At 66.3% G+C, this 23750-nt stretch carries 23 protein-coding genes; 4 read left to right on the plus strand and 19 right to left on the minus strand.

Features of this window, described 5'->3' with window-relative positions; all coding sequences use genetic code 11:
* Positions 1-18 precede the first annotated feature (18 nt).
* The 15 genes from WG208_RS08475 to tilS form a co-directional block, all read right to left on the minus strand.
* Positions 19-384, minus strand: a complete 366-nt coding sequence (locus tag WG208_RS08475; protein WP_337170902.1) for a response regulator — start codon at positions 382-384, stop codon at positions 19-21.
* Positions 385-451: 67 nt separating this feature from the next.
* A complete protein-coding gene (locus WG208_RS08480; RefSeq protein WP_337170903.1) occupies positions 452-883 on the minus strand; it encodes a chemotaxis protein CheW in 432 nt (143 codons plus the stop codon).
* Positions 855-1844: an RluA family pseudouridine synthase gene (locus tag WG208_RS08485; protein ID WP_337170904.1), complete on the minus strand. Its 990-nt coding sequence runs from the start codon at positions 1842-1844 to the stop codon at positions 855-857. Before WG208_RS08485 ends, WG208_RS08480 begins: the two co-directional genes overlap by 29 nt.
* A gap of 16 nt (positions 1845-1860) precedes the next feature.
* The gene (lspA, locus tag WG208_RS08490) at positions 1861-2412 is read right to left on the minus strand and encodes a signal peptidase II (RefSeq protein WP_337170905.1); all 552 of its coding nucleotides are present in this window, start codon (positions 2410-2412) and stop codon (positions 1861-1863) included.
* A gap of 21 nt (positions 2413-2433) precedes the next feature.
* Positions 2434-2940 (minus strand): signal peptidase II, encoded by a 507-nt coding sequence (gene lspA, locus WG208_RS08495; RefSeq protein WP_337170906.1) that lies wholly within the window; start codon positions 2938-2940, stop codon positions 2434-2436.
* Position 2941: 1 nt separating this feature from the next.
* Positions 2942-3376 carry a TraR/DksA C4-type zinc finger protein gene (locus tag WG208_RS08500; RefSeq protein ID WP_337170907.1) on the minus strand — a complete coding sequence of 145 codons (435 nt, stop codon included), beginning with the start codon at positions 3374-3376 and terminating at the stop codon, positions 2942-2944.
* On the minus strand, positions 3376-6669 hold the full coding sequence (ileS, locus tag WG208_RS08505) for an isoleucine--tRNA ligase (RefSeq protein WP_337170908.1): 3294 nt from the start codon (positions 6667-6669) through the stop codon (positions 3376-3378). The genes WG208_RS08500 and ileS overlap by 1 nt, the downstream gene beginning before the upstream one ends.
* A gap of 97 nt (positions 6670-6766) precedes the next feature.
* Positions 6767-7567 (minus strand): purine-nucleoside phosphorylase, encoded by an 801-nt coding sequence (locus tag WG208_RS08510; RefSeq protein WP_345786976.1) that lies wholly within the window; start codon positions 7565-7567, stop codon positions 6767-6769.
* Positions 7568-7665: 98 nt separating this feature from the next.
* Positions 7666-8286 (minus strand): DivIVA domain-containing protein, encoded by a 621-nt coding sequence (locus WG208_RS08515; protein ID WP_337170910.1) that lies wholly within the window; start codon positions 8284-8286, stop codon positions 7666-7668.
* A 45-nt stretch (positions 8287-8331) separates the two neighbouring features.
* A complete protein-coding gene (locus WG208_RS08520) occupies positions 8332-8976 on the minus strand; it encodes a YggS family pyridoxal phosphate-dependent enzyme (protein WP_337170911.1) in 645 nt (214 codons plus the stop codon).
* 143 nt (positions 8977-9119) lie between these two features.
* A complete protein-coding gene (locus WG208_RS08525; protein ID WP_337170912.1) occupies positions 9120-11084 on the minus strand; it encodes a DUF2723 domain-containing protein in 1965 nt (654 codons plus the stop codon).
* Complete coding sequence (gene cdaA, locus WG208_RS08530; RefSeq protein ID WP_337170913.1) at positions 11081-11908, minus strand: diadenylate cyclase CdaA; 828 nt, start codon at positions 11906-11908, stop codon at positions 11081-11083. The genes WG208_RS08525 and cdaA overlap by 4 nt, the downstream gene beginning before the upstream one ends.
* A 45-nt stretch (positions 11909-11953) precedes the next feature.
* Positions 11954-13939, minus strand: coding sequence for an ATP-dependent zinc metalloprotease FtsH (gene ftsH, locus WG208_RS08535; RefSeq protein WP_337170914.1), 1986 nt, complete (start codon positions 13937-13939; stop codon positions 11954-11956).
* Positions 13940-13950: 11 nt separating this feature from the next.
* Positions 13951-14526, minus strand: coding sequence for a hypoxanthine phosphoribosyltransferase (gene hpt / locus WG208_RS08540; RefSeq protein WP_337170915.1), 576 nt, complete (start codon positions 14524-14526; stop codon positions 13951-13953).
* Positions 14507-15901 carry a tRNA lysidine(34) synthetase TilS gene (gene tilS / locus WG208_RS08545; RefSeq protein ID WP_337170916.1) on the minus strand — a complete coding sequence of 465 codons (1395 nt, stop codon included), beginning with the start codon at positions 15899-15901 and terminating at the stop codon, positions 14507-14509. Before tilS ends, hpt begins: the two co-directional genes overlap by 20 nt.
* 207 nt (positions 15902-16108) lie before the next feature.
* Between tilS and WG208_RS08550 the strand changes: the two genes are divergently transcribed.
* A complete protein-coding gene (locus tag WG208_RS08550) occupies positions 16109-16267 on the plus strand; it encodes a hypothetical protein (protein ID WP_337170917.1) in 159 nt (52 codons plus the stop codon).
* Positions 16268-16489: 222 nt separating this feature from the next.
* Here the strand turns inward: WG208_RS08550 and WG208_RS08555 are convergent, their stop codons facing one another.
* On the minus strand, positions 16490-17029 hold the full coding sequence (locus tag WG208_RS08555; RefSeq protein WP_337170918.1) for a hypothetical protein: 540 nt from the start codon (positions 17027-17029) through the stop codon (positions 16490-16492).
* Positions 17030-17075: 46 nt separating this feature from the next.
* On the opposite strand from WG208_RS08555, the gene WG208_RS08560 reads away from it, so the two are divergent.
* Positions 17076-17567 (plus strand): PH domain-containing protein, encoded by a 492-nt coding sequence (locus WG208_RS08560; RefSeq protein ID WP_337170919.1) that lies wholly within the window; start codon positions 17076-17078, stop codon positions 17565-17567.
* Between the two features lie 84 nt (positions 17568-17651).
* On the opposite strand, the gene WG208_RS08565 is transcribed toward WG208_RS08560, so the two are convergent.
* Entirely contained in the window at positions 17652-19016 is a 1365-nt protein-coding gene (locus tag WG208_RS08565; protein WP_337170920.1) for an ammonium transporter, read from the minus strand.
* Positions 19016-19423, minus strand: a complete 408-nt coding sequence (locus WG208_RS08570) for a P-II family nitrogen regulator (protein ID WP_337170921.1) — start codon at positions 19421-19423, stop codon at positions 19016-19018. Before WG208_RS08570 ends, WG208_RS08565 begins: the two co-directional genes overlap by 1 nt.
* Positions 19424-19764: 341 nt before the next feature.
* Here WG208_RS08570 and WG208_RS08575 point away from each other — a divergent pair, with 341 nt between their 5' ends.
* Complete coding sequence (locus WG208_RS08575) at positions 19765-21048, plus strand: hypothetical protein (protein WP_337170922.1); 1284 nt, start codon at positions 19765-19767, stop codon at positions 21046-21048.
* On the opposite strand, the gene WG208_RS08580 is transcribed toward WG208_RS08575, so the two are convergent.
* Positions 20999-21466 carry an Rrf2 family transcriptional regulator gene (locus WG208_RS08580; protein WP_337170923.1) on the minus strand — a complete coding sequence of 156 codons (468 nt, stop codon included), beginning with the start codon at positions 21464-21466 and terminating at the stop codon, positions 20999-21001. The two genes, WG208_RS08575 and WG208_RS08580, sit on opposite strands and share 50 nt — an antisense overlap.
* A gap of 180 nt (positions 21467-21646) precedes the next feature.
* Between WG208_RS08580 and nosZ the strand changes: the two genes are divergently transcribed.
* The gene (gene nosZ / locus WG208_RS08585) at positions 21647-23734 is read left to right on the plus strand and encodes a Sec-dependent nitrous-oxide reductase (RefSeq protein ID WP_337170924.1); all 2088 of its coding nucleotides are present in this window, start codon (positions 21647-21649) and stop codon (positions 23732-23734) included.
* Positions 23735-23750: the final 16 nt, after the last annotated feature.

A 23750-nucleotide genomic window follows, 5' to 3' on the forward strand; every position in this document is an offset into this window, starting at 1 on the left:
GAAACCTGACGACGTGCGTCAGGCCGCGAGCACGCGGTTCACCGCCTCCAGCACACGACTCGGCTGGAACGGCTTGACCACGAAGTCCTTGGCGCCCGCCTGAATGGCTTCCACGACGAGGGCCTGCTGTCCCATGGCGCTGCACATCAGGATCCTGGCCGTGGGGTCGTGCTTCGTGATTTCGCGGACCGCGTCGATGCCGCCCATGTCCGGCATGACGATATCCATCGTCACGAGATCGGGACGCAGGTGCTTGTACTTCTCCACGGCCTGAATCCCCGTCTCCGCCTCGCCCACGATCTCATAGCCCGCCTGCGTGAGGATGTCCCCCACCATCGTGCGCATGAAGATCGCGTCGTCGCAGATCAGTACTGTCCGGCTCACCGTTTCCTCTCCTCGCATGTGCTTCGTGTCGCCTTCGCGTACGCTTCGCACCTGCCTGACATGTGCTTCACATGTGCCGGGCGCACAGCGCGACGGCATCCAGCGGCTCGATGGAGTCGATCGGCGTGAGTCCCTCCGGCCCGGAAGCGGAAGAGTCCCCGACGACCTGACGCACGTCGTGCACGGCATCGACGGTCAACCCGAGCATCCGGGCACCGTACTCGAGCAGGACGATCGAGGCCGGTGCGACGGCACGCACGCCGGTCCGGAGCGCCAGCAGGTCCAGGACGGTGACGATGGCGCCCCGCACATTGACGATGCCGGCCTGGATGACCGGCGTGCCCGGCACGGGGCAGATGCCGGCGGCCCGCACCACCTCACGAACCTGCGCCACGGGAATTCCCAGCAGGGCACCTCCCGAACGCACGACCAGCCATTGCGGATGCGGGTCGTCGTCGAAGGTGCGGGCGTCAGTCGTCGTGATAGAAGTGGAAGACATCGAGCGGGTCCTGGTGGGTCGCCAGTTCGGGCATGTCACTCAGCGCGGCCAGCGAAGTGCGCAAGTCCGCTGGCAGCGGGGAGCGGAGATCGAGGACATCGCCGGACATCGGGTGCCGGAACCGCAGCCAGGCGGCATGTAGGAAGTGCCGACGTGGTGGCAGCGCGGCCAGTCGCCGCCCACCGCCCCCGCCATAGGTATCGTCACCGATCACCGGATGGCCCGTGGACGCCAGGTGCACCCGGATCTGATGCGTGCGTCCGGTATGCAGGTGCGCGCGCAACAGATCCACGGCATCGAAACGGGCCAGTCGCATGAAATCGGTGCGTGCCGCCTTTCCCGTCTGGACGATTGCCATGCGCGTCCGGTCTCGCGGATCCCGCGCAATGGGTTTGTCCACCGTGATCCGGTCCTCCGCCAGGTGCCCCCAGCACACGGCGGCATACCGCCGGGTCACCTGACGCGCGGCGAGCGCGCCGCTCAGAATGCGGTGCGCGGCATCACTCTTGGCCACGACGAGCAATCCCGACGTGTCCTTGTCGAGACGGTGCACCAGCCCGGCACGGTCTTCACCGCCGCCCTCGGCCAGCGGTTCGCCACGACCCAGCAACGCGTTCACGAGGGTGCCCGTCCAGTTGCCGGGTGCCGGATGCACCACCATCCCGGCGGCCTTGTCCACCACCAGCAGATGTTCGTCCTCGTACACGACGTCGAGGGGAATCTGCTCGGGGATGATGTCCCGGCCGGGCGGCGGCGGAATGGTCACGCGGATGACATCACCGGACTCGCCCTTGTACGAGGCCTTCTCGCGTCCGCCGTTCACCAGCACATGCCCATTGGCGATGAGCGTGGCCGCCTGGGTGCGGGACAGCGACGCATGATCAGCGACGAGCAGATCGAGTCGCCTGCCCGCCGCAAATCCGACGGTGAATTCGGAGACCGAGGCCCGTTCGTCCGACATGATGGAGCTATGGTCCTCAGGATGTCGAGGCGGCCTGCTGCTGCCGGTCCTGCTCCCACAATGCCAGAATGAGACACGCCGCGCCCACCGTCACCGCGGTATCGGCCACGTTGAACGTCCAGAAGCGTGTCGTGCCGATACCGATGTCGATGAAGTCCACCACACCTTCACGCATGCGGATGCGGTCGATGAGATTGCCGATCGCCCCACCGACCACGATGGGCACACCCACGGCGGCGAGGCGCGACAGGCGCGTGAGATCGGCGGTCGCCTTGAGCAGCACGGAGACGATGACCAGCGCCAGCGTGGCGAAGATCCATCGCGATGCCGGCCCCAGATGCATGCCGAACGCCGCACCGGGATTGTAGGCGAGCGTGAATCGCACGACATCGCCGATGATGCGATGCGGGATGTGCCGCGGCGTCAGATGTTCGACGGCGAGCGACTTCGTGACGAAGTCGATGGCCACCACGACGGCCACGATGATCCAGAAGGGCAGCGTGGTGGCCGCCACGGGGGCGTCGGAAAGCACCGCCGATGCCGCGGCGGCTCTGGGATGGGGCTTCATGCGCAATGCCTGGGAAACGACCTACGACACGTTGGCCGACACGTCGGCGAGGGCCGCATGCTCGCGCTCTTCGCGCCACAACACCAGCGCGAGCAGCAATGCGCCGCTGCTCACGGCCATGTCCGCCACGTTGAACGTGGGCCAGCGATGCACACCCACGCCGATGTCGATGAAATCCACGACACCGAGTTCCGAGCGGATCCGGTCGATCACATTGCCGATCGCTCCGGCGGCCACGAGCGAGATCGCCAGCAGCCGACGGATGTCCTGATCCGCCGATTGCCGGAAGAGACGCCACAGCACCACCAGCGCCACGCCGGTGAGGGCCATGAACAACCAGCGGGAATACTCTCCGAGATGCAGCCCGAAGGCCGCCCCCGGATTGTACACCAGCGCAAAACGGAACCACTCCCCGATCACGGGCACCGGTGCGCCGGACGGTGCCAGGACGGACACCGCCACGGCTTTGGTGATCAGATCGAGGATCAGCACGACCAGAAAGACCGGAACCGCCACAAAAAGCTTCACGTCAGCTCTTCTTGGAGTCTTCCTCACGCTGCTTGCACGCGATGCAGTACCGCGCGTTGGGCAGCGCATCGAGTCGTTCGAACGCGATGTCCTCGCCGCACTGATGACACTTGCCGAACGTCTCCGGCGCCTTGTACAGCCGCCGCAACGCCTGATCGATGTGCCACAGGAACCGGCCTTCCTTCGATGCGAACAGGAAAGCCTTTTCGCGTTCCATGGCATCGGTGCCCTGATCGGCCATGTGGAACGAATAGGCGCTGGTATCGCCGCTGTCCGATTCCCCGTTGGGTCCGAACGCCTCACCGTGATGCCCGAGTTCCTTCAGGACGCGCTTCCGTTCGTCGAGCAGCCGCTTCTCGAAGTACTGGAGCTGCTTCTTCGGCATCGGCTTCGACTTCTTCACGTCCTTCGTCGACGTCGTCTTCGATTCAGCCATCACGACCCTTCCTTGGTAAGCGCCAGCCGCAACGGATGTCCATCGACATCCGCGGCGAGCGTTGCAGTCCACGTGCTGCCGTCCCCATCCGCGAGGAACGGCGATCCGGGTTCCCCGCCGAGCAGCAATCGCACGGCGAGCACTTCCTGGGCGATGTGCTCGCGATGCGCGAGCACAGCACCTTCCAGCTCCTCGTCACCGGCCACGGCCACCGCAATGCGGTCGCTGACGGCCAGTTGCGCTTCCTTCCGCAAACGCTGCACGCGGCTGACGACCTCACGCGCCAGTCCCTCGGCACGCAGTTCGGGTGTGATGGTGGGATCGAGCGCCACCCCATACCCCGCATGTTCCTGCACCACGGCGGCTCCCGAAGCGCGCCGGATGATGGTCACGTCCTCGGGCGCAATCAAGCGCGCGCTCCCGCCGACCTCGATGGACACCGATGCGCCGGCCGCCAGCTGCCGCAGCAGCTCCGCCGGCATCACCGCCACCGCCTCGGCCACGAGCGGCGTTTCCTTGCCGAACTTCTTGCCCAGCGTACGGAAATTCGCCTTCGCCTCCAACGAAACGAGCGCGTCCGTGGAGGTGACGAATTCCACCTGTTTCACGTTGAGTTCCGCCGCCAGCAGGGCTCCCAGCGAGGCCACCGCCGCGGCGTCTCCCGGCACCACGCACTGCAGCGACGGAAGCGGTTGACGCACCTTCACATCGGCCACGTCACGCGCCGCATGGGCCAATCCCGCCAGCGTACGCAGGTCGTTCATGGCCGTCTCGAGCGTTTCGTCCACCGGTGTCGGTGACTCCCGCGTGTAACTCGCCAGATGCACGGAGGTTCCCGTGAGCGGGCGATGCAGCGCATCGGTCATGAACGGGGCGAACGGGGCCAGCAGGCGGCAGGTGACCACGAGCACCTCGTGCAGCGTGGCAAATGCGGCCCGGTTGTCGGCCCCCTCCACCTCGTAGAAACGCGCCCGCGACAGACGCACGTACCACTTGGAGACATCGTCGTCCATGAACTGCATGACCCGACGGGCCGCCAGCGTGGCGTCGTAGTTGTCCATGTGCGCGTTCACCTCACGCTCCACCTGCGTGAGACGCGAGAGCACCCATCGATCGAGCGCGGGCCGGTCTTCCACTTTCGGATCGAGCGCACCCGGCTGCCATCCGAAGTTCGCGTACTGCGCGAAGATGCCGTTGTAGACATTGCGCAGCGTGAGCAGGAAGCGACCCGCCGTCTCACGGATGGCGTTCTCGTCGAAACGGCGCGGCACCCACACCTGACTCGAACCGATGAGGAACAGACGCACCGCGTCGGCCCCGTGGCGTTCGAGCACCTCCCACGGGTTCACGACATTGCCGCGACTCTTCGACATCTTCTGCCCCTGGGCATCGAGCACCAGGTCGTTCACCACCACGTTGCGATACGGCGCGGCCTGCCCTTCGGCGTTGTTGGGCAGCGCGTCGCCCAGCGTGGTCGCGATCGCCAGCAGCGAATAGAACCAGCCGCGTGTCTGATCCACACCTTCGCAGATGTAGTCGGCCGGATACTGCGCCTGCACCTTGTCGTGGTTCTCGAACGGGAAGTGCCACTGCGCGAACGGCATCGAGCCCGAGTCGAACCAGGTGTCGATCACCTCGGGCACCCGACGCATCGTGCCCTTCCCGCTCGGCGCCGGCCACGTGTATTGATCGACGTGCGGCTTGTGCGGATCGAAGTCGTCGGGCAACGGCCGGCCGATGCGCTGCGCCAGATCGGCATAGCTGCCGATGACATCCACTTCGGACGGATCCTCGTCGTTGATCCACACCGGCAACGGCGTGCCCCAGTACCGATCGCGCGAGATGGCCCAGTCGACGTTGTTGGACAACCATTCGCCGAACCGTCCGGACCCCACTTCGGGCGGATTCCAGTTCACCTGCCCGTTGCGCGCCAGCAGTTGCTCCCGCACCGCGGTCGTCCGCACGAACCACGATCCACGCGCGTAATACAGCAGCGGCGTGCCGCAGCGCCAGCAGTGCGGGTACGAGTGCGTGAACGCGCTCGCCTTCCACAGCACGTCGCGCTCCTTCAGCACTTCGATGATGCGTGCGTCGGCCTGCTTCACGAACACGCCGGCCACTTCGGGCACCCCGTCCACGAACTCGCCGCGCGCATTCACCGGCTGCAGGAACGCGAGCCCGTGCCGCTGTCCCGCGGCGTAGTCGTCGGCGCCGAACGCCGGCGCCATGTGCACCACGCCCGACCCGTCTTCGGCCGAGACGAAATCCTCACCCACGATGATCTCGTGCCGCCCCTCGTCCGGGTACGGCACCCAGTCGAGCGGGCGACGATACCGCCGGCCCATGAGGTCGCGGCCGCTGAGCGTCTGCACCACGTCCCAGCGATCGGCCCAGTCGGCGCCGAGCACACCGGCGGCCCGCGCTTCGGCCAGGATGATGGTCCACTCCGCCCCGCTCTTCTTGCGCAGCTCCACGTAGGCGAGATCGGGGTGCACGGCCAGCGCGGTGTTGGACACCAGCGTCCACGGGGTGGTGGTCCACACCAGGATGCGGCGACGCATCGCCGGCGCATTGCCCGCTTCGTCGAGCAGATCGAGTGCCACGTAGACGCTCGGGTCCTCCACGTCTTCGTAGCCCTGGGCAACTTCGTGGCTCGACAACGCCGTGCCGCAGCGCGCGCAGTAGGGCAGGATCTTGTGGCCGCGCGTCAACAGTTGTTTGTCGTGCAGCGTGCGCAACGCCCACCACACACTCTCCACGAAATCGTGGGAGTACGTGACGTAGGGGTGCGCATAGTCCAGCCAGTATGCCGTGCGCTGCGACAGCTTTTCCCACTCGCCGCGATACTTCCACACGCTCTCGCGGCAGCGGCGATTGAACTCCGCCACGCCCACCTGTTCGATGAGCTGCTTGCCCCCGAGCTTCGCGATCTCGCTGGGATCGACCCCCAGACGCGCGGCCTCTTCACGCTGCAGTTCCTTCTCCACCTCGATCTCGACCGGCAGGCCATGCGTGTCCCACCCGGCCTTCCGCGGCACGAAGTATCCCTGCATCGCACGATGGCGGCAGAAGAGATCCTTGATCGTGCGCGAGAACACGTGGTGAATGCCCGGACGTCCGTTGGCCGTCGGTGGGCCCTCGAAGAACACGAACGGCTTTCCGTTAGCACGCGCAGCCTGCGTCTGCTCGAACAACCGCTCGGATTCCCACTGGGCGAGCAGGCCGGTTTCGAGCGCGTCAGCGCTGGTCTCGGGGAGCAACGGAAACAGTACGGCGTCCTGCGGCACGGTCATGTACGCTGGAGATCCTGGAGATCGATGAAAGGCGGAACTGCAGAAATGGTGATCGGGGAAACTACAACGGCGAGGAAGGCGCGGACGTTCGTCGAGATCAGAGGCGCGCCAGCACGCCGGCCACCACGGCCGAGAGTTTGGGCTCGGCCCCACGCGCCACGGCGATGATGTCCTCGAGACTGGCCGGCTGCAGCGCATCGGGGAGGCAGCTGTCGGTGATGATCGACAGGCCCAGCACCTTCATGCCGCCGTGTACGGCCACGATCACTTCCGGCACCGTGGACATCCCCACCACATCGGCACCGATCCCGCGCAGGAAGCGGTACTCGGCACGCGTCTCGAGATTGGGGCCCTGCACCGCCACGTAGACCCCTTCGCGCAGCGTCACGCCGTGCGACAACGCCACCTCACGGGCCACGATGCGCAACCGCGCATCGTAGGGCTCGGACATGTCGGGAAACCGCGGCCCGAGCGTGTCGTCGTTGGGACCGATGAGCGGATTGTCGCCGAGCAGATTGATGTGATCGGCGATGAGCATGAGGTCACCCGGCGTCCACAACGGATGCATGCCGCCGCAGGCGTTGCTGACGATCAGCGTTTCCGCCCCGAGTGCGCGCAACACGCGCACCGGAAACGTCACCTGCTGGAGTGAATATCCCTCGTACCGATGGAATCGCCCCTGCATGGCGATCACCGTCTTGCCACTCAGCGTGCCGCACAACAGCCGTCCGCGATGCGATTCCACCGTGGAGAGCGGGAAGTTGGGCAGGTCGTGATAGTCGATGACCTGTTCCACCTCGATCTCGCTGGCGAGCGCGCCGAGACCGGTACCGAGGATGATGGCCGCATCGACCGTGCGCGGGAAACGCTTGCGTACCGCCTGGGCGCAGGCTTCCACACGCTCGCGCGCATGCAATCCCAGCGCGGGGTGCGACAGCGAGACCGCCGTGTGCTCCTGCGTGTACTGCAGCTGCGGGCGCGCACCGGGGGTGAGCGTCACTGGCCTTCCTCCACGGCATCGAGCCACGAGGGCGTCGGCGCGGCCGGACGCGGCGGCATGTCCCGCAGATCGCGGAGTTCGCGCGCCACGGGTGGATCGTTGCGCTGCGTCGTGGTCGACCGCGGCGTGGAGAAGTCGGGCATGGCCTCCGATTCGGCCGCATTGAGATCGCTCAGCTGCCGCTCGAGATGATGACGCAACTGCGCGAGATAGCTGCGACGGGTGCGCCAGAGCGCCTGCAGTTCCTCCTCCGCCCGCCGCACTTCGTCGCGGACAGCCTGCAACTGGCGCTCCGCCTCCCCCTGCGCTTCACGCACGATGAGCTGGGCCTCGCGCTCGGCCTGCTCGCGGATCTCCCCACGCAACTGCTGCGCGCTCACCAGCGCCTCGTTCAGCGCCTTGTCGCGATCGCGGAACGACTTGAGCTGCTCGTGAAAATTGCGCGCCTTGGTCTCGAGTTCCTGATTCACCCGCGCGAGACGCTCGAACTCCTCGGCCACCTGCTCACGGAACTGATCGACACGCGCGCGATCGTACCCACGCAACGCATTGCCGAAGTCGTAGCGTCGCACGTCGAGTGCCGTGAGGTGAAATCCCTGGAAGTGCTCGTCGGTCATTCCCGATCCCGTACTGGGTATGCTTGCGTGTGCTCTTGCGCGCGTTCAGGTGCGGCTGCCGAAGAGCACCGTTCCCAGCCGCACATGGGTGGCGCCTTCCTCGACAGCGATTTCGTAGTCGCCGGACATCCCCATACTCAACCACTCGGCCGGATGGCCGCCCTGCTGCAACGCCGAGCGCGCCGCGCGCGCCCCGCTGAACACGGTCCGCAACGCCGCCTCGTCCGCTTCGAACGGCGCCATGGTCATCACGCCGCGCACCCGCAGCCGCGACAGACGCTGCAGTCGCTCGGCCAGCGCCGGCACGTCGGATGGCGCCACACCGCCCTTGCTCGCTTCACCACTCACGTTCACCTGCAGCAACACCTCGAGCGACTGGTCGGCCTTCTCCGCCGCGTCGTGCAGCGCCACGGCCAGCCGTTCACTGTCCACGCTGTGGACGAGGTCGAAACGCAACGCGTTCCGTGCCTTGTTGCGCTGCAGATGTCCGATCAGATGCCACCGCACCGGCACCGAGACCTGCGCCATCTTGGTCTCGGCCTCCTGCACCTTGTTCTCGCCTACATCGGCCACTCCCGCCGCCCAGGCGGCTTCCACCGCCTCAGGACCGTGCGTCTTGGTCACGGCAATGAGCGTGACCTCCTGCCCGTGACCGCCACGCGCCCGGGCCCCGGCGATGCGCGAACGCACCTCCAGGACTGCCTCCCGGACGTCCGCCAGAAACTTCGGCGGAAGGCCCGGAGAAACGTCCGGATGAAGCTCCGCATGACGCTGCGAATCGGAATCTGGACCGGGTGTCACGATGTGGCCCGAAATTGGCATAGCACATAAGGTTAGAACCCGTTACACCCCGACACAAGTAACGAGTCCGTCAGGCGCTCTATAGTATTGCAGCGCAGCAGTTCCTGGGTGGTCTGTTGGGCCGCATCGGCACCGGCCGGCAGAGGTGCCAGCGCTGAGCGGGGGGTGGCGTCACGGCTGCGTTGCATGGCGGCGAGATCCAGTCCGGTCGCGCCCGGGGCCAGCTGCTCCGACGGCGCATACACCAGCCCCTCCAGCGCCCAACCCCGCGTGGGGTCCAACCGCAGGCGCTCATGCCGCTCGAGCAGCGTACTCACCCGTACCGGACGTTGTCCCCGTTCGGCGTGCGCCATCACCGATCGCAGGGCCACGGACAACCCGGGCCAGACTTGCACGGCGTCCCGTCCCAGCAATTCCTGTCCGGCCAACTGGGCCCGATACCACTCCGCGCCCAGCAGCGGGACGGTCACCACCGTGACATCGGCCCGATAGTCCTCCACCTGCTGCAGGTACCACAGCGGGAAGGTGTCGTTGTCTCCCGCGGCCACCAGCACCCCGTGTTGAGGCACCGCATCCAGCAGCAGCCGGGCGTAGGTGCGCGGCATGGTGGCCGCCGGCTCGCGGGTGCGATCGATGACGGCGCGGTTCACCACCATGGGGATGGCCGCGGCCAGCAGCGGCAGCATCGCCAGGCTGTCGATCACTCTGTCGATCACTCTGTCGATAGACACCCCGGACGGCCTCGCACGCCGCAAGGCGGCACTCACCGCCGTCAATCCGACTCCGGCCAACATCCCCCACGCCCAGAACGCCAGCGCGAAAAAATAGTCCCGCTCGCGCGCTTCATGGATGGCGTTGGCGGGAATGAGATCGCCGCCGTAGGTGGGGCCGAGGCGCATGTTGAGCCACACCACCACGCCGAACGACGCCGACAGCACCAGCAGCAACATGGCGCGCCCCACCCGGGCTTCATGTCGCCACAGACGGCGCACCCCCAGTATCGCCAACCACACGAACAGCACGGTCAGTCCTGTCCGCGCCAGCGACGGGACGGGTCGGGGCTGCACTCCGAAGCCCACCTGCCAGTCGGCCCACTGCAGCACGTTGCCGAATTGCAGCCAGAGCGGCGCCTGCCTGGGCCACATTCCGGCCACCTGATACTGCTCGCGACGCAGCACGGCGAGCACCGCATCGAGCGTGACCGGATTTCCCGAGTTGAGCGCCGGGTCGTGCATGGCCATCAGCGGCATCGCCATCACCGCGGACGCGCCGAGCAGCGCCAGCAGCACCCACCCGACGAGTTCACCACGGCCCGGACGGACGCCGGTCGATGCGTGGCTCTGCGATGAGCGGCCCTCCGTCCTGTCGCTCGACGAGGCTTCCCCACGCCGGACGCCGGGCCAGGCAAACGCCACCGCCGCCGGCAGCGCCACCCACACGCTGAGATGCAGCGGGATCGCGAGCCCCACGACAAACGCCATGACGCCACGCAATCGCCGACGCTGCGTTTCGTCGATATCCGCGCGGCCGGCGCGTTCGGCCACCAGCAGCAGCAGCACGCTCGCCAGCAGCGTCACGGCGTACACTTCGGTCTCGGTGGCGTTGTTCCACACGGTGTAGAAGCTGCCCGCCAGCACCGCCGACACCACCGCGCCCCGGGCGCCCACCCAGCGGGTGGCGAGCCACGCGCCCACGCCGCCGGTGAGCGCGCCGGCCACCACCGACAGCATGGTGATGGCCCGCGCCGGATTGACCGACTGAAACACCAGGGCGCATACGTGGCCCAGCAACACCCAGAGCGGCGTCCCCGGAGGATGGGGAATGCCCAGCGTGTGCGCCGCGGTCGTCAATTCACTGGCGTCCCAGAATGTGAGATCGGGCGCGGCCGTGGCCAGGTACAGCGTGAACAGCACCATCGTGGTCACGCCGGCCGCCACCGCCGACGAGGGCAATCGCACACCCCGACGACGCCGTCCGCCGCGCGCGCCTGCGGTCACCCGGGCTCCCGCGGTATGCGATAGGTGCCCGAATACGTGCCCGACGACACCCCACTGCGTGTACCGGGCGGCACCCCCATCACCAGCTCACGCACCTGCATGGGACTGAGCCCCGACTGCATCTCGCCGTGCTGCGCCACGGAAATCGTGGCGGTTTCCTCCGACACCACGATCACCAGCGCATCGGTCTCTTCGGCCAGCCCCAGTGCGGCCCGATGCCGCGTGCCCATCGAACGGGAACTCACGTTCCCCTGCGACAGCGGCAGAATGCATCCGGCTCCCACGATCCGGTCACCCCGCACGATCACCGCGCCATCGTGCAGCGGCGAATACGGCGTGAAGATCGTGGCCAGCAGATCGGTGGTGAGACGCGCTTCGAGCGATGAACCGCTCTCCACGTATTCATCGAGCGGCAGCTCCCGCTCGATGGCGATGATGGCGCCCACGCCACTGCGCGAGAGGCGCTCCACCGCGTCGGCAATCTCGTCTTCGGGTTTGCCCAGCGACTCTTCGCGGCGAAAGAGTTTTGTCACCGGCGCCTGACCGAGGTGCGCCAGCGCGGCCCGCAACTCCGGCTGGAAGATGATGACGAGCGCGAAAAATCCGTACGTGAACAACAGACCGAGCAACTGCCGGATCATCGTCAACTGCAGCCAGTTGGCGAGTCCGTAGATGGCCACGAGCACGATCACGCCACCCAGGATCTGCAGGGCACGCCGGCCCTGCACGAATCCGAGCAGCCGATAGAACACCAGCGCGACGACCCCGATTTCGAGACCGTCGCGCCAGGTGAACGTGAGCGGAACGCTCAACGGGTCGATCACGCCACGTCCGTGGCGGCCACGTGCGTGGCGCGAGCCGCCCGCGCCTTACGCAGGGGCGACCTCGGGACCGCCGAGCAGCGGCGGCGTCACCGGACGCGCCGTGCTCTGGGTCGGATTGGCGGCCTGCGCCGGAGACGAGGGCAGCGTGGGTTCGATGCGCGGGGGCAACGGCTTGCCCTCCTTGAGCAGCAGAATGTCGTCACGCGTGAGCGTTTCCCGCTCCAGCAGCGCGCCGGCCACGGCATCGAGTAGCGGACGATGCTCGGTGAGCACCGACACCGCACGGGCATGCGCTTCGAACGCCACGCGCTTCACTTCAGCGTCCACCACCTGCGCCGTCTGCTCGGAGACTTCGCGACGCGACTGGATCTCACGACCGAGGAAGAGCTCCTGCTCGTTGTCGCCCACGAGGATCGGCCCGATGGTATCGGACAGGCCCCACTGCATGACGTAACGTCGGGCGATGTTCGTGGCCTGCTGAATGTCGCTGGCCGCGCCGGTGGTCACGCGATTGTGGCCGAACACGATCTCCTCGGCCGCACGTCCGCCGTACGCCATCACCAGTCGCGCTTCGAGCTGTTCACGTGTCACCGAGACACGATCGTCCTCGGGCAGTGTGAAAGCGATACCCAGCGCACGACCGCGCGGCACGATGGTGACCTTGTGCAGCGGATCGTTGCCCGGCACCATCATCGCGCACACGGCGTGACCGGCTTCGTGGAACGCGGTGAGACGGCGCTCTTCGTCCTTCATCACCAGCGACTTGCGCTCGGCGCCCAGCATGACCCGATCCTTGGCTTCCTCCAGATCGCTCATCCAGATCTTCTCGTGATTCTTGCGCGCCGCGAGCAGCGCGCCTTCGTTCACGAGATTGGCCAGATCGGCGCCGGCCATGCCCGGGGTGCCACGTGCCAGCGACGTCACGCTCACGTCGTCGGCGATGGGCTTGTTGCGCAGATGCACCTTGAGGATGCCTTCGCGGCCGCGCAGATCGGGCGCGTCGACCACGATCTGCCGGTCGAAACGGCCCGGACGCAGCAGCGCCGGATCGAGCACGTCGGGACGGTTGGTCGCCGCAATGAGGATCACCCCATCGTTGGACTCGAAGCCGTCCATCTCCACGAGCAGCTGATTGAGCGTCTGCTCGCGTTCGTCGTGCCCGCCGCCCAGGCCGGCTCCACGATGGCGACCCACGGCGTCGATTTCGTCGATGAAGATGATGCACGGCGCATGCGCCTTGCCCTGTTCGAAGAGATCGCGCACGCGCGAGGCGCCCACGCCGACGAACATCTCGACGAAGTCGGAGCCCGACATGCTGAAGAACGGACGGCCCGCTTCACCGGCCACGGCCTTGGCCAGCAGCGTCTTGCCGGTGCCCGGCGGGCCCACCAGCAGCGCGCCCTTGGGCAGACGACCACCGAGCCGCGTGAACTTCTGCGGGTCCTTGAGGAACTCGATGATCTCCTGCAGTTCGACCTTGGCTTCGTCGGCGCCCGCCACATCGGCGAACGTGATCTTCGGCGTGTCGCCGCTCAGCAGCTTGGCCTTGCTCTTGCCGAACGAGAAGGCCTTGTTGCCGCCCGCCTGCATCTGCCGGAACAGGAAGACCCAGAAGCCGATGAGCAGGATGTAGGGCAGCATCGTGATGAGGAAGCTGCCGGCGTTGAAGCGCGGTTCCTGCGACGCGGTGCGCACACCGCGGGCATAGAGACGATCCTGCTCCGCCGCCAGCGAGCCCTGCACCATGCGCACGGTGAAGCGCTTGGCCTCGTGGTTCTGCACCCGCACGGGCTGATTGAACTGCCCGACGAGCACGTTGTCCGACTGGAACGTGGCCGACTTGATGTTTCCCGCCTCGAGCTGCTGGCGGTAGTCCGAATAGCCGATTTCCGGAGCCTGCGCCTCGCGTCCGTTCCCGTACGACAGGAAGGCCACGGGGATCAGGATCACGAGAATCCAGAACGAGAGCGTCTTGGACCAGCGCCCCCAGTTGTTGGGCTTCTTCGGCGCGGGCGTCATGTTGGATGCCATGGGTGACCGCCTTACTGCAGACTGGCGACGTACGGGAGATGCCGAAAATTCTCGGCATGATCGAGCCCGTAGCCGACGAGGAATTCATGCGGGGCGTCGAACCCGACGAACCGCGTGGGATGACGAAGCTCGATGGCGATGTGCTTGTGCAGCAAGGCGCAGATCTCCAGCGAGCGGGGATGACGTTCGCGCAGCAGCTCGACGAGCCGGTTGAGCGTGCGACCGGAATCGACGATGTCCTCGACGAGCAGGATGTGCTTCCCTTCGAGTTCGGTTTCGGGATCGTAGAGCAGCCGGACCACACCGGTGGATTCCATCGCGTCGCCGTATGACGAGGCCACGAGGAAATCCACCTGCAGCGGACGATTGATGTGGCGCACCAGATCGCTCAGGAAGATGAAGCTCCCCTTGAGCAGTCCGAGCACCAGCAGATCGCCATCGGGATAGGCGGCCGTGATCTCCGCGCCCAGCGCTTCGACGCGTGAGGCGATCGCGGGGGCGTCGAAGACCACGCGCTTCATGGCGCGGCCATCGAGCCGGGGATCCGGACGGACATCCTGTCGCTGTTCAGTCAAACTCGCGCTCACACCGATACCAGATCAGTTCCGATCGACCGGATCGGGACGGGACCGCGAGGCCGCGGCACACTCCTGGAACCCACGCCAACTCATCGTCGACGAGTACCACCGGCCACTGCGACCGATCGGGGACGGGAACCCGGAACTCCGTAAAATACCGCGTCACCCGTCTCCCTGCTGGAGCCCCCGCACTGCGAATGCGGTCCCCGTCTCTCCATGGGCGGACGACGACCGGCATGCCGGCGGGCAACCCGAAACACCAGACATCGGGTGCCGACGGCGGCGTGGTCAGACGACGGAAGCGCCAGCGACCGATCCGACGCGGCACCGCCGCCGCATCACCGGCCCATTCTCCCGCTGTTGCAACGGCAGCCGGGGATCGCACGGCAAACACGTCCACGCCGCCTTCGCGTGTCCGCATGATCGTCGCTCCCCCGGCTATCGTGATGTACGCCCCCCGACGTTGGCTGCTGGTAAACCGGACCGCGGCACGGGTTCCGTGGGCGTCGAGCGTCACGCCTGCCCGTGCACACAGCGCCGGCCAGAGCACGCCCCAGCCGTCTTCGGTGGTCCGTTCGAACACCGCCACCGGCAGGCTCGCGCGGTGTCCCGATTCCCCGACCTGCACGCCGCAGCTGTCGAGATACCGCTCCACCTCCCGCCGCCACCGGGCGGCCCGCTCGCCCAGCTCCAGCATGGCGTCGCGGAAGCCGGGCGACGCGCTCTCGAGAGCCGGCAGCAGCTCATGCCGGACCCGCGCGCGCAGGAAGTATCGCGACGCGTTCATGGGGTCTTCGAGGAACGGGAGCCTCTCCCCTTCGAGCCATCGCGCCAGTTCGTCGCGCGACACGCCGAGCCAGGGGCGCACCACCGGTGAGGGCGCGGCCAGCGCGGCCAGCCCGCGGGCCCCGCTGCCCCGCAGGAGACGCATCACGATCGTTTCGGCCTGATCGTCGCGGGTGTGCGCCGTGGCCACGCGGGCGTGAAAGCCCCGCGCCACCCGATGCAGGAAGCTCCAGCGCGCCTCCCGCCACGCGGCCTCGCTCGACCCGATGCGGCGGGCCCGCTCGCGGATGACCGTCAGCCCCAGCCGCCGGCCTTCGGCCGCCACCAGCGACGCGGCGTCCGTGGCGTAGCTCCCGGTGCCATGATCGAAGGTGGCCACGGCGGCGATCCGCGCGGGCGCCCAGCGCACCATGGCAAAGAGCAGCGCCATCGAGTCGCTCCCACCCGACACGGCCAGCACCAGTGGCTCCGCCACGCCGTCGAGCGCCACCTCGATGGACGCGCGCAACAGATCGTCAGCCGAAATGCGCTCGGCCGGCGCCTCGAAGGCGACGTCGTCGGGGAAGGCGTCAGGGAAGTCGTCGCGGGCGGACCTCATCTCCGGACTGATGCCTTGAGGCTGCTGCTTCGTCAACACCCCACGCGCCTGCGAAAAGAGAAGCGGTGTCCACGGACCGCCGCCCATTCCCTTCGCGGGTCGCGTCGACTACTCTTGTAGCGCGTCGTACAGCGTCGCAGCAGGTCTGTTATGCACCGGGCGACCGCCTGATCGCTGGTCGCTCACTTTCGTCTCCGGAGAACCACTGTGGAATCACACGGCACGCTGGGAACCGTCTGGGCTTCCCTCGGCATGACCGCCTACTGGATGGCGCTCATCTGGATCAACATCCTGCTGGGGTTGTTCCTCTCGCCGTTGTTCATGATTCCGGTGACCTGGGTGCAGGACGCCCTCAAGAAGCGTTGAGGCGCGGGGCTGGCTCCGCGGTAACCGAGATGTCAGAAGCGCTCACCGAACGGTGGGCGCTTTTTCTTTGGGGGTCGGAGGTCGGCGCGTCTCCGGCGAGAGAGGGGCGAGTCACCGGCCGTGAGGGGCCGCCTGCGGCGGCGATACCTGCAGGATGAACGGCAGGATACCAGCAGGATTGGTACGAGGCGGGCGGCGAGGATGTCGAGGACATCGGAGACGTCACCGTCGTCGGGGCACGACGATCATCACGGATTGGGGAAATGGCGCCTGGGGCGGAGGGGCAACGTGCACCCAGACGGGTTGTCGATTTGCCTGCCGCGAACCGTCGGGGAGGGTGTCCGCGACGCGCATGGACGTGGCCTGGAGCACGCCCGCCACGGAATCGCCCGGTAACCTGGCAGCACGCTGCTCGACGGCAACCAGAAACTGGCCATCGCGCCCGGTCTCCGAACTCCGGACGAAATGGAACGCGAAGGGCGACGCGATCTGTACCGTCACGTGAAAGGAATCCCGCGGCTGCTGCAGGCTGTCGACGACCATACCGGAAAGGGAGGCCCGTCCCGTCACCCCAAATTCTCCGGTTTCGGTCACGCCTGGATCGCTGTTGTTGCACCCCAGGGTCGACATAATGCCGATGGCGAGGATTCCACGCACCGCTCTGGCCGGCTCAGGCATTTTTGCACCTCCCATGTTCTGCAATTCTTGCTGGTTGCCGACACCACGGTGCAATCTCACTGAGATGCGTTTCGCGATGCCCACATGCGAGCCGAGAACGTCTCATGAAAACGTCTCATGAAAGCGTCCCATGAATCGGAAGAATACTATGCGGGAGAGTCGACCACGTTCCTCCCGGCGCGGGCAGAGGCAGGGCGTCGTCGTTCCCCAGGCCGGTGGGGTGCTCGCATTGGTGATCATCCTGATCACGCTTGCGGCCGTCGTGCTTGTTGGACGCGGCGTGCAGCCGACGATCGTGGAGACCGCCGATTCGCTGACGGTGCGCGCGTGGACCTACCGGCGATCGATCGCGTACGCCGACATCGATTCCGTCGTACTCCGGCATGGGTTGAGCGGCCTGGGGAGGCGCCTCAATGGGGTCCAGACTGGCAATACCTACCTCGGGTGGTTCGAGATGGCGCCATTCGGGAAAGTGTCGTTGTTCGTGGACGCGCAACGCGAGCCTCTGGTGCAGGTGCACGCGAAGGATGGCGTGGTCGTGCTGTCGGCACCCGATAGTGCGAGTGCCGTTGCCTTGGCGCTTCGACTCCAAGGGGTCGCGAAAGTCGCGCCACTACAGTGATTGATGAGTGATGGATGAACAGAAGGCCGCGACGCCTGCCTTATCGGGCGACGCGGCCTCAGACACGAGGTGTTCACGAGACATTCACGCCGTGCGCGGCACCCGCGCCAGATCACTGGCCGTGATGACCACGCTGTCGCCGAGCGCCGTGCGCCGGCCCGTGAGATCACTGAGGTCACTGCCGTGATAGGCCTCCTCGCCGTGCTCGGCGATGTCGATGCCCTGCACTTCCGCTTCCACCGGTACCCGCAATGACATCACCATGCCGAGAACCTTGAGGATCACCACGCTCGCCACGGCCACGAATACGATCGTCGCCACGACGGCGAGCAACTGAATAGCCGCCAGCGACGGATTGCCCGCCAGCAGGCCATCCGCTCCATTCGGGTTGACGTCCTTCGAAGCGAAGACTCCCGTCAGCACGGCGCCCATGATGCCGGCCACGCCATGACAGGCAAATACGTCGAGCGTGTCGTCGATCCGCGTCTTCGGACGGAAGTGCAGTGCAAAAAACGAACATGGCGCCGCCAGCGCACCGATCGCGAGTCCGGCCAGAGGAGACACGAAACCGGCGGCCGGTGTGATGGCCACCAATCCCACCACCACACCGGTGGCGCCGCCCACGGCCGTGGCGCGGCCGCCGCGCAGGATTTCCAGCGCGATCCAGGTGATCAGTCCGGCCGCGGCCGCGGCATGGGTGCTCATGAGCGCGTTGGCGGCAATGCCATCGGCCGCGAGCGCCGAGCCGGCATTAAACCCGAACCAGCCGAACCACAGCATGCCGGCGCCGAGCAGTGCAAACGGCACATTGTGCGGCACCGTGGGCACACGCCGGAAATCGCGGCGCGGACCGAGCACGAGCGCCAGCACGACGGCAGTGACACCGGCGCTGATGTGTACCACCGTGCCGCCCGCAAAATCGAGCGCACCCAGCGACCGGAGCCAGCCTCCGTCGCCCCAGACCCAGTGCGCCAGCGGGTCGTAGATGCAGGTGGTCCAGATCACCCCGAACACCAGATACGCCACGAAGCGCATGCGATCGATCACGGCGCCGGAGAAGAGCGCCACCGTGATGCCGGCGAACATGCCCTGGAAGGCCGTGAAGAGGAGCTGCGGCAGTGCGGCGGCGTAGGTGGGATTGGGGGCCGCCGAGACACCGCGCAGACCGATCCATTCGAGACCGCCGATCCAGTGGGAACCGGGGCCGAATGCGAGGCTGTACCCGCAGAGCACCCACTGCACGGTCACCAGCGCCAGCGCCGCGAGACTCATGAGCATGGTGTTGAGCGCGCTCTTGCTGCGCACGAGTCCCCCGTAGAAGAACGCGAGTCCGGGCACCATGAAGGCCACCAGTGCGGTGCTCACCAGCACCCAGGCCGTATCGCCGGCCGAGATGGCCGGCACGGCCTCCCACACCAGGGGCAGGAGCGGCAGTGTGGAGAGCGGCATCAGCGGGCCTCTCCCGGCGTCCGCATCTCGAGCTGCGTCTGCCGCATGACTTCATCGGCGTTGACGGCGGTCAATGCGTCGTTGTCGCGTTCCCCCGTGCGGATGCGCACGGTCCGTTCGAGCGGCATCACGAAGATCTTGCCGTCGCCCACGTCGCCCGTGCGGGCCCCCGCGCAGATGGCCTCGATGGTGCGCTCGACGAACTCCTCCGAGCAGGCCATCTCGATGCGGACCTTCTCGTGAAATTCCAGGACCACGGATTCCCCGCGGTATTGCTGGACGACGTCCCGCTCACCGCCGTGTCCGCTCACACGGGAGAGCGTCATGCCGGTCACGCCCACCTGGAACAGGGCGCGTTTGACATCGGCCAGCTTTTCGGGGCGTATGACGGCGACGATCAGTTTCACGGGACGTGGGGGTTGTGCGCCTAAAGACGCGCATGTGCGGCACAAAGCACTAAGCGTTTTGCATATTTTCATTCATTTATCGCAAAAACAAGACTAATTAGTGCAAAACGAGCAGATATTTACGCACACTTCCTTGAGAATATTAGTTCTGCGAACATATACCGAACAAACACGGGACGCCACTCCGTCAGGATTTCTCCGACTACCTCATGCGCCTGTCGTTTCCATATTAGTGGAGTATTACATACCTCATTACATCCGACACACCGCGCGCCATGCACAGCCCCGGTCCCACTCCCCGTCCGCCGCTCCGACCACTGCCCCAGGCGGGAGGGCCGGCCATGGCGCCCCCGCTGGCACTGCCGGCGCTGCACTTTGCCGCCACACTCGGCTGGCTCGCCGTCGCCGCCCCGGTGCTGCTCATCGTCGGGCCCCGACTGGTGCGGGGCCTGGTGTTCGATCCGCTGGTCATCGTCTTCGTCCACATCGTCATGCTCGGCGCGATGGGGTCGGCCATCTTCGGCACCCTGCTCCAGTTCGTACCGGGAGGGCTCGGCGTCCCGCTCCGCAGCTTCCGCCTCGGCTATTGGGGCTTCTGGCTGTTTCAGATCGGCGTGCTGGCGCTGGTGACCGGCTTCTGGTGGTGGCAGGGCGCTCTGCAGGGCATCGGCTGGCTGTTCATCTTCGCGGCGGTCGGTGCTCATTCGCGCAACACACTCCGGGCGCGACGACACAGCGTCAACGGTCGCCTCGTGGCCACCTACGTCACCGTCGCCCATTCGGCCCTGGGATTCGGCATGGCCATCGCCGCGGCACGTATCGGCGAGACGCTGGGTTGGTGGCACGTCGATCGACTCTATCTGCTGGCTGCGCACGCGCTGTTGGGTGCCGTGGGATTCGGCACACTGTCCGCCATCGGCGTGGGCAGTCGGATGATCCCCACGTTTCTCTCGGCGCCGGGCGACGATCGCCGCCGGCTGGAGTGGCATCTCTGGCTCACCAGCATCGGACTCGCGGTATTCGCCCTGGGCGCGGTGCTCACCCAGCGTTGGTTGTTGCGGGCGGGCTCCGCCACGCTGCTCGTCAGCGGTGCGCTCGCCACATGGCTGCTGGCCTCATGGTTCCGGCGACGTCAGCGCTCCCTCGACGCACCACTGCGTCACGTGGCCCTGGCCGCCTGCGCCTTCGGGACGGCGGTGGTGATGGGCGTGATCATCTTCGTCGGCAGTCCGCTGTCGCTGCATCACTGGGCCGCGGCGCTGCTGGTACTGCTGCTGGGTTGGCTGATCATGCTGGTGATCGGCGTGATGTCGAAAATCCTGCCACACATCACCTTCCTGCACCTCGCGCCATCCCGGCCCCGTCTCAGGGCGATGGGATCGCCCAACAACCTGCTGCGCACCGATTGGCAGATCGTCGCCGCCAGCAGTCTGGCCGCCGGATGGATGCTGCTCGCGATGGGAGTGTGGATGCAGCAGCGGACGCTCGTCACCATCGGTGCCGCGTCGTGGAGCGTGGGCACCCTGGCCGTCGTGGCGAACTACCTGCGTCTGTTCGCTACGTGTCTTCCGCGGACTATGCCGGAGACGGCGGCGCCAGAGGCAGCGTCGGCATCGCGCGCATGAGCACCGTGAGCTGACGTCCCGGTCGCAGCGCATCGGCCAGCGAATACCCATCGAGCACGGCCAGAAACGCCGACAACGCCTCGTCGAGCATGCCGGCCAGGACGCAGGCCGGAGCAATGGGACAGGTGTTGTGCTCGGGGTCGAAACATTCCACCAGCGCGAGATTGTCCTCCATCCTGCGCACCAGGACTCCGAGCGCGATCGCCGTGGCCGGCATCGCGAGCCGTACGCCGCCATTGCGGCCCCGCACGGTTTCGACGTAGCCCAGTTCGGCGAGACGTTGCACGATCTTCACCAGATGCTCGTGCGACATGTTCATGCGCACGGCGATGGTGTGCACGGGAATGCATGCCTCCGGTTCGAGGCCCAGCACCATCAGGCACCGCAGCGCATTGTCGGTGAATCGCGTGAGTCGCATGAGAAAATGTACGGGGACGACAGAAACACGCCGTGTCAGGCAATCCCCTGAAATGTCCGGGAAATCACCGACTTCAATCTGGTATATGAAATCCGAGATTTTCCAGTGCACGGCCGGATCGATCATGACGGTCATCCGCGTTGTTCCGTGCCTCTCCATTACCTGCGGGGATCCGCACATATGTCTCTCTCTCACCGCACCGGATGGTTCGTCGCCACGGCAACCGTGGCCGCGACGCTCGCATACGGTTTCGCGTGCGCACCGGCCAGTCGTTCGACTGGCGCGATCGGCGCGGGTGACGCCGCCAGCAAGGTGTACGTCGCTCCCGGCTCTCACGACGAGTTCTACGCCTTCCTCTCCGGCGGCTTCAACGGACAGGTGGGTGTGTACGGCCTGCCCTCCGGCCGTCTGCTGAAGATCATCCCGGTCTTCTCGCAGTTCGCCGAGAATGGCTACGGCTACTCGGAAGAAACGAAGCCGATGCTGGAAACGACCTTCGGGAACATCCCGTGGGACGATCTGCACCATACCGCGCTGTCGCAGACCAACGGCGAAGACGACGGACGCTGGCTGTTCGTGAACGCCAACAACACGCCGCGTGTGGCGCGTGTGGATCTGACGACGTTCGAGACGTCCGAGATTCTGCAGATTCCGAACTCGGGTGGCAATCACGGCTCGCCGTTCATCACGTCGAACAGCGAATATGTGCTGGCCTCGACGCGTTTCTCGCTGCCCATCCCGCAGGCCGACGTACCGATCGCCGACTACGCGAAGAAGTTCAAGGGCACGATCTCCTTCGTGAAAGCCAACGAACCGGGCAAGATGGATGTGGCATTCCAGTTGCTCGTGCCGGGCTACAACTACGATCTCGCGCGCGCCGGCAAGGGCCCGTCGAAGGACTGGGTGTTCTTCACGTCGTACAACTCCGAGCAGGCGTACGAGAAGCTCGAAGTGAACGCCTCGAAGGCCGACAAGGACTTCATCGCGGCGATCAACTTCCGCACGCTCGAAGCCTGCGTGAAGAACGGCAAGGCCGAAACATGGCCGGCCGATTACATGCACAACGTGATGGACGACTTCTCGCGCATGGCGCAGGTGGAGCGCAAGCAGTCGGTGAAGGTGCTGACCCCCACGAGCTGCCCCGATGCGATCTACTTCCTGCCCACCCCGAAGTCGCCGCACGGCGCCGACGTGGATCCGACGGGTGAGTACATCGTGGCCGGTGGCAAGCTGGCGACGGTGATTCCGGTGCACTCGTTCACCAAGCTGCAGCAGGCGATCAAGGACAAGGCGTTCGAAACGACGATCGACGGCATTCCGGTGCTCAAGTACGAAGCCATCCTCGCCGGCGAGGTGAAGGATCCGGGTCTGGGCCCCCTGCACACGGAATTCGACGGCAAGGGCTATGCGTACACGTCGCTCTTCATCTCCAGCGAGATCGTGAAGTGGAAGCTGGGCACGTGGGAGATCGTCGACCGGGTGCCGACCTACTACTCGATCGGTCACCTCATGATTCCCGGTGGCGCGACCACCAAGCCCGCGGGCAAGTACGTCGTCGCGCTCAACAAGATCACGAAGGACCGCTATCTGCCGACGGGTCCGGAGCTCACGCAGTCCGCGCAGCTCTACGACATCTCGGGCGACAAGATGAAGTTGCTCCTCGACTTCCCGACCACGGGCGAACCGCACTACGGCAACGCCATCGAAGCGGCGAAGATCGAGAAGCAGCAGAAGAAGTTCTTCACGCTGGCCGAGAACCGGCATCCGCAGGTGACGAAGGCCGAGCGGGAAGCGGGTGTGAGCCGCAACGGCAAGGTGGTGCACGTGCGCATGGCGGCCATCCGCTCGCACTTCGCGCCCGACAACATCGAAGGCGTGCAGGTGGGTGACACGGTGCTCTTCCACGTCACCAACCTCGAGCAGGACTGGGATATCCCGCACGGCTTCGCGATCCAGGGGGCGACCACGTCCGAACTGCTGATCATGCCCGGTGAAACGCGCACGCTGCGCTGGGTGCCGAAGGCGATCGGCGTGTATCCGATGTACTGCACCGACTTCTGCTCGGCGCTGCATCAGGAGATGTCGGGCTACGTCCGCGTCTCGCCGGTGGGTTCGAGCGTGCCGCTCTCGGCGAACACGATCAAGGCCCAGGGTCAGGTTGCCCGTGCGGCGGCGCGTGGTGTGACGCTGCCGACCCCGCCGGGTGGTGTGGCTCCGGCTCCCGCGCCGGCGTCCGCCGGACACGCCCACGCGCCCAGCCCGCGCTGATCCTCTTCTCTGAACA

It is taken from the genome of Gemmatimonas aurantiaca (assembly GCF_037190085.1).
In the GTDB taxonomy this organism is placed as follows: Bacteria; Gemmatimonadota; Gemmatimonadetes; order Gemmatimonadales; family Gemmatimonadaceae; genus Gemmatimonas; species Gemmatimonas aurantiaca_A.